The organism is Streptomyces gilvosporeus (genome assembly GCF_002082195.1).
GTDB lineage: Bacteria > Actinomycetota > Actinomycetes > Streptomycetales > Streptomycetaceae > Streptomyces > Streptomyces gilvosporeus.
Map to the genome: position 1 here is coordinate 1,861,309 of NZ_CP020569.1, position 12,915 is coordinate 1,874,223.

The 12,915-nt window shown below is 73.0% G+C and carries 16 protein-coding genes; 12 read left to right on the forward strand and 4 right to left on the reverse strand.

Annotated features, from left to right (window positions below; all coding sequences use genetic code 11):
- Positions 1–93 precede the first annotated feature (93 nt).
- The 10 genes from B1H19_RS08120 (at position 94) to B1H19_RS08160 (ending at position 8,180) form a co-directional block, all read left to right on the forward strand.
- Entirely contained in the window at positions 94–1,323 is a 1,230-nt protein-coding gene (locus B1H19_RS08120; RefSeq protein ID WP_083103947.1) for an NAD(P)/FAD-dependent oxidoreductase, read from the forward strand.
- A gap of 124 nt (positions 1,324–1,447) precedes the next feature.
- Positions 1,448–1,609: a hypothetical protein gene (locus B1H19_RS39210; RefSeq protein ID WP_203237122.1), complete on the forward strand. Its 162-nt coding sequence runs from the start codon at positions 1,448–1,450 to the stop codon at positions 1,607–1,609.
- A gap of 119 nt (positions 1,610–1,728) precedes the next feature.
- The gene (locus B1H19_RS08125; protein WP_237289206.1) at positions 1,729–1,887 is read left to right on the forward strand and encodes a DUF5133 domain-containing protein; all 159 of its coding nucleotides are present in this window, start codon (positions 1,729–1,731) and stop codon (positions 1,885–1,887) included.
- Between the two features lie 2 nt (positions 1,888–1,889).
- Entirely contained in the window at positions 1,890–4,274 is a 2,385-nt protein-coding gene (locus tag B1H19_RS08130; protein ID WP_083103949.1) for a phosphoketolase family protein, read from the forward strand.
- A gap of 44 nt (positions 4,275–4,318) precedes the next feature.
- Positions 4,319–4,510 (forward strand): hypothetical protein, encoded by a 192-nt coding sequence (locus B1H19_RS08135; RefSeq protein ID WP_083103950.1) that lies wholly within the window; start codon positions 4,319–4,321, stop codon positions 4,508–4,510.
- Between the two features lie 8 nt (positions 4,511–4,518).
- Positions 4,519–4,989 (forward strand): monovalent cation/H+ antiporter complex subunit F, encoded by a 471-nt coding sequence (locus B1H19_RS08140; RefSeq protein ID WP_418361433.1) that lies wholly within the window; start codon positions 4,519–4,521, stop codon positions 4,987–4,989.
- Between the two features lie 53 nt (positions 4,990–5,042).
- Positions 5,043–5,309 carry a DUF4040 domain-containing protein gene (locus B1H19_RS08145; protein ID WP_237289208.1) on the forward strand — a complete coding sequence of 89 codons (267 nt, stop codon included), beginning with the start codon at positions 5,043–5,045 and terminating at the stop codon, positions 5,307–5,309.
- Positions 5,306–6,037: an MnhB domain-containing protein gene (locus B1H19_RS08150; protein ID WP_083103953.1), complete on the forward strand. Its 732-nt coding sequence runs from the start codon at positions 5,306–5,308 to the stop codon at positions 6,035–6,037. Before B1H19_RS08145 ends, B1H19_RS08150 begins: the two co-directional genes overlap by 4 nt.
- Positions 6,034–6,381, forward strand: coding sequence for a sodium:proton antiporter (locus B1H19_RS08155; protein ID WP_083103954.1), 348 nt, complete (start codon positions 6,034–6,036; stop codon positions 6,379–6,381). Before B1H19_RS08150 ends, B1H19_RS08155 begins: the two co-directional genes overlap by 4 nt.
- Complete coding sequence (locus B1H19_RS08160; RefSeq protein ID WP_083103955.1) at positions 6,378–8,180, forward strand: complex I subunit 5 family protein; 1,803 nt, start codon at positions 6,378–6,380, stop codon at positions 8,178–8,180. Before B1H19_RS08155 ends, B1H19_RS08160 begins: the two co-directional genes overlap by 4 nt.
- 36 nt (positions 8,181–8,216) lie before the next feature.
- On the opposite strand, the gene B1H19_RS08165 is transcribed toward B1H19_RS08160, so the two are convergent.
- Together B1H19_RS08165 and ligD are read right to left on the reverse strand one after the other, a co-directional pair.
- On the reverse strand, positions 8,217–8,876 hold the full coding sequence (locus B1H19_RS08165; RefSeq protein WP_083109486.1) for an endonuclease: 660 nt from the start codon (positions 8,874–8,876) through the stop codon (positions 8,217–8,219).
- 87 nt (positions 8,877–8,963) lie between these two features.
- Positions 8,964–9,902, reverse strand: a complete 939-nt coding sequence (gene ligD / locus B1H19_RS08170; RefSeq protein WP_083103956.1) for a non-homologous end-joining DNA ligase — start codon at positions 9,900–9,902, stop codon at positions 8,964–8,966.
- A gap of 171 nt (positions 9,903–10,073) precedes the next feature.
- Between ligD and ku the strand changes: the two genes are divergently transcribed.
- A complete protein-coding gene (ku, locus tag B1H19_RS08175) occupies positions 10,074–11,156 on the forward strand; it encodes a non-homologous end joining protein Ku (protein ID WP_083109487.1) in 1,083 nt (360 codons plus the stop codon).
- Between the two features lie 141 nt (positions 11,157–11,297).
- Positions 11,298–11,519, forward strand: a complete 222-nt coding sequence (locus tag B1H19_RS08180) for a DUF6458 family protein (RefSeq protein WP_083103957.1) — start codon at positions 11,298–11,300, stop codon at positions 11,517–11,519.
- Positions 11,520–11,587: 68 nt separating this feature from the next.
- Here B1H19_RS08180 and B1H19_RS08185 read toward each other — a convergent pair whose 3' ends face one another.
- Complete coding sequence (locus B1H19_RS08185) at positions 11,588–11,818, reverse strand: hypothetical protein (RefSeq protein ID WP_159028030.1); 231 nt, start codon at positions 11,816–11,818, stop codon at positions 11,588–11,590.
- 165 nt (positions 11,819–11,983) lie between these two features.
- Positions 11,984–12,856 (reverse strand): NmrA family NAD(P)-binding protein, encoded by an 873-nt coding sequence (locus B1H19_RS08190; protein WP_083103959.1) that lies wholly within the window; start codon positions 12,854–12,856, stop codon positions 11,984–11,986.
- Positions 12,857–12,915 lie beyond the last annotated feature (59 nt).

The following is a 12,915-nucleotide window of genomic DNA, read 5'->3' on the forward strand; positions in this document are numbered from 1 at the left end:
TCCCCGGCCCCGGCAACACCTTCGGCGGGATCGGCCCGGCCGCTCAGTGGGTACCTGTGGCCTGAAGTACGGGATCAAGGGAGCTGAGCGGGAATGGCCACGAGCAATGCGTTGGTGATCGCCGGAGCGGGGCTGGCCGGTGCCAAGGCGGCGGAGACATTGCGGGCGGAGGGGTTCGACGGGCCGCTGGTGCTGCTGGGGGACGAGAGCGAGCGCCCGTACGAGCGGCCGCCGCTGTCCAAGGGGTATCTCATGGGCACGTCGGAGCGCGAGTCGGTGTATGTGCATCCGGCGCGGTGGTACGAGGACCATGACGTCGATCTGCGGCTGGGGACGGCGGTCACCGCCGTCGATGCGGCGGCCCATGAGCTGACCCTGGCCGACGGGAGCCGTCAGGGCTACGCCAAGCTGCTGCTGGCCACGGGGGCCACGCCGCGCCCGCTCGCGGTGCCGGGGGCGGAGCTCGACGGGGTGCTGTTGCTGCGTCAGCTGGCGGACAGCGACCGGATCAAGGAGGCCCTGCCGGCGGCGCAGCAGATCGTGGTGGTCGGCGGGGGCTGGATCGGGCTGGAGACCGCGGCCGCCGCCCGGGCCGCGGGGGTGGCGGTGACGGTGGTGGAGACGGCGGAGCTGCCGCTGCTCGGGGTGCTGGGCCGCGAGGTCGCGCAGATCTTCGCGGATCTGCACACCGATCACGATGTCACCTTCCGTTACGGCGCCCAGGTCGCGGAGATCACCGGCACACTCGGCCATGCGGACGGGGTGCGGCTGGCGGACGGCACCCAGATCCCCGCGGACGCGGTGATCGTCGGCATCGGGATCACGCCCAACAGCCAGCTGGCCGAGGACGCCGGGCTGGAGGTGGACAACGGTGTGGTGGTCGATGCGCAGCTGCGTTCCTCGCATCCGGACATCCATGCCGCGGGCGATGTGGCGAACGCCTTCCATCCGTTGCTGGGCAGGCATCTGCGCGTCGAGCACTGGGCGAACGCCCTCCATCAGCCGCAGGCCGCGGCCAAGGCGATGCTCGGGCAGGACGTGGCGTACGACCGGCTGCCGTACTTCTTCACCGACCAGTACGACCTGGGGATGGAGTACACCGGTTATGTGGAGCCGGGCGGCTATGACCGGGTCGTCTTCCGCGGCGATACGGCGCGCCGCGAGTTCCTTGCGTTCTGGCTCTCCGGTGGCCGGGTGCTGGCGGGGATGAATGTGAACATCTGGGATGTGGTGGAGCCGATCCGGGCGCTGGTGACCAGCGGTGCCACGGTCGATGCGGAGCGGCTGGCGGACCCGGGCGTGCCGTTGACCGAGCTGGTGTGAGCCGCGGCGGGCTCCGCGCCTGCCCTTGGCCCCGTTTACCTCTCCGGTCGTCGGACAGCCGACCGGTACGGCCGCGCGCAGCCGCTTCGGCGCGCGCACCATGGATGAGGAAGGAGGGGCCGCCATGACCACCGAGCCGACACCCGACGGACCGGGCCCCGTACCGCGCGAGCCGGATCCGTTGCCGCGCGACCCCCGCCCGGCCGAACCGGAACCCGAGCCGGCCCCGACGGAGCCACCGGGCACCGGGCCGGGCGAGCACCCGGCGCCGGAACCGCCCGACTGAGCGGACCGACTCAGCAGACCGCCGACCGAGCGGACCACCCGACCGACCGACACCGCCGGCCGGCACCACCGACCGGCACAGGGCGCCTCCGGTTGCGTGCGCCGGGTGACGGGTCCACCGTGGGACATCCCACCTCCTGTCGGCGCGCGGCGCCCGCGGGAGGGTTTCGGGACGGGCCTCGGCTGGAGGACGTCGCCCACACCCTGTGCGTCCTGACGGGCCGCCGCACCGTCCGCGAGGCGGTCACCGCGGCGGAGAGCTATCTCGCGAGGAGCTGAGCATGCGCGACGCAGCGACGCCGCCCGCCCCGACCCACCTCGACCCCGCCGAACTGCGCACCCTGGACGCCCACTGGCGGGCGGCCAACTATCTGGCCGTCGGCCAGATCTATCTGATGGCCAATCCCCTGCTGACCGAGCCGCTGCGCCCCGAGCACATCAAACCGCGGCTGCTGGGCCACTGGGGCACCTCGCCGGGTCTCAACCTCGTGCACACCCATCTCAACCGCGTCATCAAGGCCCGCGATCTGGAGGCGCTGTGCGTCTGGGGGCCGGGCCACGGCGGTCCCGCCGTCCTGGCGAACTCCTGGCTCGACGGCACGTACGGCGAGACCTACCCGGATGTCGGCCGGGACCGCTCGGGCATGGAGCGGCTCTTCCGTCAGTTCTCGTTCCCCGGCGGGGTCCCCAGCCATGTCGCGCCGGAGACGCCGGGCTCGATTCATGAGGGCGGTGAGCTGGGCTATTCCCTCACCCATGCCTACGGGGCGGCGTTCGACAACCCGCGGCTGCTGGTGGCCTGTGTGATCGGGGACGGCGAGGCGGAGACGGGTCCGCTGGCCGCGTCCTGGCACGCCACCAAGTTCCTCGATCCGGTGCATGACGGCGCGGTCCTGCCGATCCTGCACCTCAACGGCTACAAGATCGCCAACCCGGCCGTGCTGGCCCGGATCCCGCACGACGAACTGGACGCCCTGCTGCGCGGCTACGGCCACGATCCGCTCTATGTCGTCGGCAACGACCCCGCGACCGTGCACGATGCGCTGGCCGCCGCCATGGACCGGGCGCTGGACCGGATCGGCGACATCCAGCGGCGCGCCCGTTCCGGCGGCGAGACGGAGCGCCCGCACTGGCCGGCGATCGTGCTGCGTACGCCCAAGGGGTGGACCGGACCCCGCGAGGTCGACGGGCTGCCCGTCGAGGGCACCTGGCGGGCGCACCAGGTACCGCTGGCGGGCGTACGCGACCATGTCGACCACCGCCATCAGCTGGAGGCATGGCTGCGCTCGTACCGGCCGGAGGAGCTCTTCGACGCCTCGGGCGCGCCGCGGCCGGACGTCCTGGCCTGTGTGCCGGAAGGGTCCCGGCGGCTGGGCGCCTCCCCGCACGCCAACGGCGGGCTGCTGCTGCGCGAGTTGCCGCTGCCGCCCCTGGAGCGGCATGCGGTGGAGGTCGACAAGCCCGGCACCGTGCTGCACGAGCCGACCCGGGTGCTCGGCGGCATGCTGCGGGCGGTCATGGCGGCGACCGCGCGGCGCCGTGACTTCCGCGTCGTCGGCCCCGACGAGACCGCCTCCAACCGTCTGGAGGCCCTCTACGAGGCCACCGGCAAGGCCTGGCAGGCCGAAACGGTCGGCACCGACGAGCATCTGTCGCACGACGGCCGGGTCATGGAGGTGCTCTCGGAGCATCTGTGCCAGGGCTGGCTGGAGGGCTATCTGCTCACCGGGCGGCACGGGCTGTTCTCCAGTTACGAGGCGTTCGCGCACATCGTCGACTCGATGGTCAACCAGCACATCAAGTGGCTGCGCACCGCCCGCCGGCTCCCCTGGCGCCGCCCCATCGCCTCGCTGAACTATCTGCTGACGTCCCATGTCTGGCGCCAGGACCACAACGGCTTCTCCCACCAGGACCCCGGTTTCGTCGACCACGTCCTCAACAAGAGCCCGGAGGTCGTGCGCGTCTATCTGCCGCCGGACGCCAACACCCTGCTCTGCGTGGCCGAGCACGCCCTGCGCAGCCGCGACTACGTCAATGTCATCGTGGCCGGCAAGCAGCCGTGCTTCGACTGGCTCACGCTGGAGGAGGCCCGCGCCCACTGCGCCCGCGGCGCCGGGGCATGGACGTGGGCGGGCACCGAGGACGACGGCGAGCCGGATGCGGTGCTGGCCTGCGCCGGGGACGTGCCGACCCAGGAGACCCTGGCCGCCGCCAGTCTGCTGCGCCGTCATCTGCCCGAGCTGGCGGTGCGGGTCGTCAATGTCGTCGACATGGCCCGGCTGCTGCCTCCGGGGGAACATCCGCACGGGATGCCGGACTTCGAGTACGACGCGCTGTTCACGCCCGACAAGCCGGTGATCTTCGCGTACCACGGCTACCCCTGGCTGATCCACCGGCTGTGCTACCGGCGCACCGGCCACCCCCATCTGCATGTCCGCGGCTACCGGGAGAGGGGCACCACGACCACCCCCTTCGACATGGTCGTCCGCAACGATCTCGACCGCTACCGGCTGGTCATGGACGTCGTGGACCGCGTCCCGGGCCTGGGTGTGCGCGCGGTGGCCCTGCGGCAGGCGATGGCCGATGCGCGTACCCGCCATCACGCCTGGATCCGGGAGCACGGGACGGATCTGCCGGAGGTGGCGGACTGGACGTGGACGGGGTGAGGGAGTGACGGGGTGACGGTGTGACCGAGACAGGAGGTGCACGGATGACTCGCCCGGTGGCGGCCGCGACGCTCGCGGCAGGGGCCGAACTCCTGGGCTGGTGGGCGGTGTTGACCGCGCTGTGGATCGTGCTGATCAGCAGCGTCGACACGCTGGAGTGGGTGGTCGGCGCCCTGTCCGCGCTGCTGGCCGCCTGCGCCGCCCGCGCCGCGCGGCGCGCGTCCCGCGGCCGGTGAACGGCTGGATGGCCGCGGGCACTGCTGTGTTGCTGTGCGGCGTGCCGGCCGGCTGGGCCGCGGCCACCGGTCCGGTACGGCGGCGGGTGATCGCCCAGAACGCCACGACCACGCTGCTCGGCCTGGCCGTGCTGCTGCTCGCCCAGGGCTTCGCCCGCCCCGCGTACCAGGACCCGGCGCTGCTGCTCGCGGTGCTCGGCCCCGCCGGGACGCTGCTGTATGTGCGGCTGCTCGCGGACGCACTGGCGGCCGGCCCGCCACCGGGACGCGCGCTGCGCGCCGTGACCTGGTGCACCTACGCCGCCGTGCCGCTGGTGGTGGCGCCCCTGTGCGTGGCCGCGGGACCGGGCCGTGCGCTGGCGAAACTGCTGGTCATCGGGGGGTTGTTGGCGCTGGGAAGCTGGGTGGCGGGGCGGGCCGTCACGGCCGCCTCGGGGGGCGGGCGGGGCGCACCCGCAGGGGGAACGGGGGATGTCTGATGTGTGTTCCACACCCGATGCCGTGTCCCACACCCGACCAGAGGGGACGTTCCGTGTCCGACCTCCCGCTGTCGCTGGGCCTGGCCCTGGTGGCCGTCACCGGTACCGCCACCGTGCTGGTCCGCGACCCCGTACGCCAGTCGTTTCTGCTCTCCCTCCTCGGGTTCGCCCTCGCCCTGCTCTTCCTTCTGCTCCAGGCGCCGGATGTCGCCCTCTCCCAGCTGGCAGTCGGTTCCGCGCTGACGCCGCTGATGCTGCTGCTGTCCGTACGCAAGGTCCGCCGCCGCGCCCGTGACGAGAGCCGTCAGGAGCGCCCATGAGCCGGACGCTGCGGCTGTGGGTGCTCCTGCTGGGCGCCGGGGGCCTGGCGGCCCTCTTCGCCGTCGCCTGCGCCGGAATGCCCCGCTTCGGTGGCGCGTGGCACCCGTACGGCGACCGTGCCGTCCACGCCGCGCTCGCCCACCGCACCGCCAACACCATCGCCTCCGTCAATTTCGACCAGCGCGCCTTCGACACCCTCGGCGAGGAGTCCATCCTCTTCGGCGCGGTCCTGGGCACCGTCGTCCTGCTGCGCCAGACCCGCGAGGAGAACCGCCGGCAGCCCGAGCCGGCGCACGTCTATCCGGCCGTGCGCCGCTATGCGCTGTTCGCGCTGCCCGTCACCCTGCTGATCGGCCTGTACGTCATCGCCCACGGCCAGATCACTCCCGGCGGCGGCTTCCAGGGCGGCATCGCGGTGGCGACGGCGCTGCATCTGCTCTACATCGCCGTCGACTACCGGGCGCTGGAGCGCATCCGGCCCATCGGCCGCTACGAGGTCGGGGACGCCGCGGGCGAGGCCGCCTATGTGCTGGTGGGTGCGGCCGCCCTGGTGTCGGGCGCCGCCTTTCTGACCAACGTCCTGCCCTTCGGCACCTTCAACACCCTCTCCTCCGGTGGCACCGTCCCCGTGCTCAATGCCGCCCTCGGGGTGGAGGTGGCCTGCGGAGTCGTGGTGCTGCTGGCGCGTTTCCTGGACCAGGCCGTGGAGATCGAGGAGACGCCATGACCGTGCTGCCGTACGCCCTGGCCGGGTGGCTGTTCCTGATGGGCTGTTACGGGCTCGCGACCAGCCGGAACCTCATCCACGCCGTGGGCTGCCTGGCCGTCTGCCAGTCGGCGACCTACGTCCTGCTGCTCGCCGTCGGCTACCGGGACGGTGGCACCGCGCCGGTCTTCTCCGACATCGCTCCCGGCTCCCGCCCGGTGGTCGACCCGGTCGTCCAGGCCCTGGTCCTCACCGACATCGTCATCGGGGCCACCGTCACCGCGCTGCTGCTGTCCCTGGTCATCCAGGTCGCCAAGCGGCACGGCACCGTGGTGCCGGACGAGCTGTCGGAGCTGCGGGGGTGAACGTCGCACAGCTCCTCCCGCTGATCGTGGCGACGCCGCTGCTGGGAGCGGCGCTGCTGGTGGGCGCGGGCCGGCGACTGCCCCGTTACGCCGCGGAGGTGATGGGCTGTGTGACGTCCGCGGGGACGGCGGCCCTGGCCCTGGGCGCGCTGGCCGCCACCGGGCCGGCCGCGCGGCCCGCCGAGTGGCTGGGCGGCTGGCGTCCGCACCACGGTGCCGGGGTGGGCATCGTGCTCGTCGGCGACCGCATCGGCCTCGGCCTCGCCGCGCTGGTCTCCGTTCTGGTGCTGGCCTCCCTGGCGTATGCCTGGCGGTACTTCGACGAGCCGCCGCGGCGGCATGCGGGCTCCTATCCGGGCCTGGTACTGCTCTTCCAGGCGGGCATGTGCGGCTTCGCGCTCACCGGTGACCTCTTCAACGCCTTCGTCTTCTTCGAGCTGATGGGCGTGGTCGCCTACGCGCTGACCGGCTACCGCGTCGAGGAGGCCCGCGCCGTGCAGGGCGCACTGGCCTTTGCGCTGGTCAACTCCCTCGGCGGATACGCCACGCTGCTCGGCATCGCCCTGCTGTACGCCCGTACCGGCGAACTCGGCCTCGCGCAGACCGGCAGCCGGCTGGATGCCCACCCCGGCGGCCCGGACGGCCTGCTGACAGCCGCGTTCGTCCTCGTCGTCACCGGCCTGCTCGTCAAGGCCGCGGCGGTGCCCTTCCACTTCTGGCTCGCCGATGCGCATGCGGTCGCCCCGACACCGGTGTGCATGCTGCTGTCCGCGGTCATGGTCGAGCTGGGCCTGTACGGCAGCGCCCGCGTCTACTGGACCGTCTTCGCGGGCCCCGGCGGCCTCCCGGCGCCCGATGCCCATCGCGCCCTGATGACGCTGGGCATCGTGACGGCGCTGCTCGGCGCGGTGATGTGCTGGCTGCAACGCCATCTGAAGCGCCTGCTGGCCTACTCGACTGTCGCCCACACCGGTCTCTTCCTCATCGGGCTGGCGACGCTCACCCCCCAGGGCGTCGGCGGCGTGACGCTGTACGTCCTGGCGCACGCCGGCGCAAAGGCCGCCCTGTTCGCCTGTGTGGGCATCCTCCTGGACCGCCACGGCAGCGTCGACGAACACCAGCTGCACGGCGCGGGCCGCGAACTGCCCTGGGTGGGCGTGCTGTTCGGGCTCGGCGGGCTGGCGCTCGCCGGGCTGCCGCCGTTCGGTACGGCGCTGGGCAAGGCCGTCGTCGAGGAGGCGGCCGGGGGCTGGGCGACGGCGCTGTGCGTGCTGGTCTCGGCGGTCACCGGAGGTGCGGTGCTGCGCGCGGCCGCCCGGGTGTTCCTCGGTCTCGGCCCGCGCCCGGCCGACGCCCCCGGGGAGACGACCGGCGAGAACGAGGAACCGGAGACCCGCGGCGGCCTGCTCTCCCGTATCCCCGACACCATGCTCACCGTGCCGGCCGTGCTGCTCCTGGGGGCGCTGGCGGTCGGGCTCGTCCCCGCCCTCGGTCCGGCCGTCGGCCACGCCGCCGACGCCTTCACCGACCACACCGGCTACGCCGCCTCCGTCCTGCACGGCCACGCGGCGCCTCCCCCGGCCACTCCCCCGCCCCGCTGGTCCCCGTCCGGTGTCCTGTGGGGCCTGGCGGCCGCCGTCCTCGCCACCGCCCTCGCCGTCCTGACCGTACGACGCCCCGCGCGCCACGAACCCGCCCGCTGGACCGTCCCGCTGCGCCGCCTCCAGTCGGGGCATGTCGGCGACTACGTGGCGTGCTTCGTGGCGGGGCTGGCGCTGGTGGCGGCGTTGGTGGCGTGACGGGTGGGGGCACAGCGTCGTCGGGGCTCAGCGCCCTCACCCCGCCGCGGCCTCCCGGACCTCCTCGGCGATCCGCCGGTCCAGGGCCGCCCGCACCAGCGCCGAGGCGAACGCGGCCGCCTCGCCCTCCTCGATCAGCCCCGCCAGCTTCGCGCCGTCGCGCGGCAGCCCCAGCCGCTCCGCGCCTTGTACGGCCTTCGGGTCGAGAAGCGGGGCGAACTCCGTCCAGACCCCCTGCACCTCCCGCAGGAAAATGGCGGCGCCCGTGGGCCCGACTCCCGGCATCTCCTGGAGCGCACGGGACAGCGCGCGGGCCTCGCCGTCGGCCGCCTCCCGCATCCGCCGCAGATCGCCGCCGTACGTGTCGAGCAGCAGCGCGGCGCCGTCGCCGAGCCGCGTGGCGGTGCTCTCGTCGTAGCGCCGGTAGCCGCCTTCGCCCAGCGCGTCGACGCGCTGCTGCCAGGTGGCGTCCAGCATCCGGCGCGGTGTGCCCATCCCCGCGTCGAACAGCGCCCGCGCCGCGGCGACCGCCACCGAGGCCCGGATCCGCGTGCTGAGCAGATCGGCCAGCACCAGGAGCTGGTAGAGCGGCTGCGGGGTGTTGCGCAGCCTGATACCGCACTCCTCGGCGTAGGTCCGGCCGTACCGGTCCAGCAGCTCCCGGACGAGGACCCGTTGCCCGCCGCCGTCACGCACCACGTCCGCACTCCTTTCCGCCGCGCATCCGCTTCCGTACCACCGAGGCGGGGTCACGAAAACCCGCCCTGCCTCCCAGCGGCAGGCTCATCCTCTTGCCGCCAGCCGCCGCCGCGCGGCCCGCAGCGAGCGTCCCCGCCCCGGCACACCCGCCCACGGTCGCGACCGCAGCTGCTCCAGCACGCCCGCCACATCCCGCAACGACCACCTCCGCGCGGTCAGCTCCGGGTCCTCCAGCTGCCGCCAGCTGATCGGCGTCGCCACCGGCGCCCCCGGCTTCGCCCGTACCGACCACGGGGCGACGGCGGTCTGGGCGTACGCGTTGCGCTGCACATCGAGGTAGAGCCGGCCGCCCCGGGCCTCCTTGCGTACGGCGGTCGTCAGCCGGTCCGGGTGGCGCTCGGCGAGCGCCGCCGCCACCTGCTGCGCAAAGTCCCGGACCGCGGCGAAGTCGCTCCGCCCGTCGAGCGGCACCGTCACATGCATGCCCTTGGACCCCGTGGTCATCGGCCAGGCCGGCAGCTCCAGTTCGTCCAGCAGTTCCCGGAGCCGGCGGGCGGCCTCCCGTACCGCCTCGAAGTCGTCACCGGGAGGGTCGAGGTCGAACACCAGCCGGTCCGGCGTATCGGGGCGCCCGGCCCGCGAGAGCCAGCGGTGTAGGGTCAGACTGGCCTGGTCGGCGAGGAAGAGGAGGGTCGCCTTGTCGTCACAGACGGCGTGGGTGACCGTACCGCCCTCCTTGGCGACCTCTTCGCGGCGGATCCAGTCCGGGTTGTGGTCCGGCGTCTCCTTCTGCATGAAGTGCGGCCCGCCGAGCCCTTCCGGCAGCCGCTCCAGCATCAACGGCCGCCCACGCAACTGCGGCACCATCGCCGCGGCCACCCGCCGGTAGTAGTCGACCAGATCGGCCTTGGTCAGCCCGTCCTCGGGGAAGAGCACCTTGTCCGGCCGGTGGATCCGCACGGTGTGCCGCCCGGCGCGCACACTGGCCGTTCCGGTCGTCGCCTCTCCCTCCGTATCGCCCATGGAGGCGGGTGTACCCGATCGGCGCGGCCGCAGTCTCGGGCGTACCGGGGGCCCCGCTCGGCTTCACCCTTTCGGGCCCGCCCGGCCGCAGCCACCCGTCGGCGCCATGAGATGTACACCCCGGTCCCCCCACCTACGATGAATCTCAACGCCGACGGAAAGCGGACCCCCATGCGCCCCACGGCGAAGTTCTCCATCAGCTTCGGGCTGGTCACCATCCCGGTGGCCGCCTATTCCGCCACGGACACGACCGCGTCGGTCAGCTTCGTACGGATCCATACGGCGGACGGCGGACGGGTGCGCAATCAGCCGGTGTGTTCCCTGGAGGACGTCGAGATCCCGACGGAGGAGATCGGCCGCGGCTACCAGGCCGACGGGGACACCGTCGTCCCGCTGAGTGACGAGGACCTGGACGCGCTGCCGCTGCCGACCGCCAAGACGCTGACGATCCTGGCCTTCGTCGACGGTGGCGCGATCGACCCGCTCCAGATGGACAAGGGCTACTACCTGAGCGCCGACGGCGCGGCGGCGGCCAAGCCGTACGTCCTGCTGCGCGAGGCCATGGAACGCCACCGGCGCGTCGGGCTCGGCAAGGTCGCGCTGCACGGCCGGGAGACGCTCGCCATGATCCGTCCGGTCGAGGACGCGCTGGTGATGCAGATCCTGCTCTGGCCGGACCAGATCCGTCCGATGGAGGGAGTGCTGCCCGAGGGCGAGGCGGCTCTCGGCACCAAGGAGGTGGCGGCCGCCGAGAGCCTGATGGACTCCTACGGCGAGCTGTCGGAGGACGATGTGCACGATCACTACCGCGAGGCGCTGGAGGAGATCGTGGCGGCGAAGCTGGCGCATCGCGAACCGGACTTCGAAACCGCCGAGGAAGCGCCCGCCGCGCAGGTGATGGACCTGATGGCGGCCCTCCAGGACAGCGTCCGTGCCGCGAAGAAGTCACGCGGCGAGGAGACCGGCGCCGAGCCCGCCACCGTCACCGCGCTGACCGGCCACCCTGCGCGGGGCCCGGCGAAGAAGGGCGCCGCGAAGCAGAGCGCCACGAAGAAGACGGCGGCAAAGCGGGCGGGCACCAGGTCGGCGGAGGCGAAGAAGTCGGCCGGCACCAAGAAGTCCGCGACGGCCAGGACAACCAGAACGACCAAGGCCACCGCGGCCGACAAGGCGGCGAAGACGACGAAGGCGACGGGCCGGAAGACCACCGCCGCCAAGAAGACCGCGAGCAAACCCCGCCGCCGGGCCGGCTGATCCGCCGCTCCGTCTTCCCGCCCCTCCCCGTACATGAACCCCCGGCCTCCGGGTACCCGCCCCTCGACACGCCTGAGCGCACAGCGCGCCAGATCCCTTTCCCAACCGATCGACTGACTGTCAGTTACGGAGGCGGAAACCATGGGTATCGGCGGGTGCATCGGTCTGCTCGCGGTGGGGGCGATCCTCACCTTCGCGGTGGACTGGCACATGGCCGGAGTCAACCTCGACCTCGTCGGCATCATCTTCATGGTCGTCGGCATCATCGGTCTTGCCACCTATGTGAGCATCCTCAAGCGGCGGCGCACCCAACCTCCGTCCCCCGGAGCGCCGGTGGTCGACGTCGAGGACAACCGCCGCTGAGCCCCCCGGGCATACGACGGGCCGGCCGGTGGCGTCGTCCGCCACCGGCCGGCCCGCTGCGCGAGGGCTCAGGCGCGCTCGGCCGGCTCGGCCGGGCTGGGCAGCAGGGCCTCGTTCCAGCGAACGTGGCTGAGATCGCTGGTGGTGTTCAACGCTTCCGCCACGATCGGCAGGACGGGCCCGGAGAACTCGGGCTGGCCGCCGGAGCGGCCACCGCCCGCGGCATGCGCGGGGGACGCGAGACCACCGAGTACTCCGGCGGCCAGGATGATCAGGCCGGACACATGACTACGACGCACTGAACTCTCCCAACTGAAGTCCGAGCAGAGGAACCGGCCCCGGCACCTGGCCGGAACCTGCGCTGCTAACGGGCCGGTGATCGTTCGGTCACTGAGGTTTAGTCCTTTGGGCTGGTGGACGGTGGCCTCGGGCACGGACACGGGCCCCGTGCGCCGGCCCCGACGTCAGCTCCCGGACACCGCAGACCCGAGCACATCCGCCGCGAACTCCGCCGCCGAACGCGGCCGGCGGCCGAGGACGCGTGAGACGCCGTCGCCGAGGCCGGCCACTCCCTCGCGGCGGTAGTTCGCGTACAGGCCGTGGAGGCCGTCGACGACCAGTGGGCCGGCTCCGCGGGCCGCCAGTTCGGCGCGCCAGGCGTCGTCCAGCGGTACGTCGACGTAGCGCACCGGGCGGCCGAGGCCGGCGGCGAAGCGGTCGGCGAGCTGCGGCAGGGTCAGGACCTCCGGGCCGCTGAGGGCGATTTCGCCACCGACCGGGCGTTCCGCGAGGAGTTCGGCGACGGCGACGGCCGCGATGTCACGGACGTCCACATAGCCGCGGGCACCGGGGCCGGCCGGGTCGGCCAGGGTGCCGCGGGCGATCGAGGCGGCTGCGGGGAGGAAGTTCTGGAGGAAGCGGTCGGGTTGCAGGACCGTCAGTTCCGGGACGCCCGCGCCGCGCAGGCGTGCGGTGATCGTGTCGTGGGCGCCGGTGACGGGGTCCGGGGCGATGCCGTCGCCGGTGAAGGGGCGGGCGCCGAGTTTGACGATCCGGCGGGCGCCGGCCTCCAGAGCGGCGAGGCCCACGGTCGTTTCGGCGGCGATCTGGTCCTCGGCGAAGGGGTGCGCCAGGTACAGCCGGTCCACTCCGGCGACCGCGGCCCGGACGTCCGCCGCATCGGCCGCGTCCCCGCGGACGACCTCGCCGCGGACCGTTCCGAGCGCCTTGACACCGGCCTCGGAACGGACGAGGTAGCGCACGTCGGGGCGGTGGCGCAGCGCATCGGTCAGGTGGCGCCCGACCGAACCGTTCGGTGTGGTGATCAGGATGGTCATGGAAGTCCCCCGTGGGTGGTCCTGGTCAAGATCCGGTTTCCCGTCAACGGCGCGCAGGC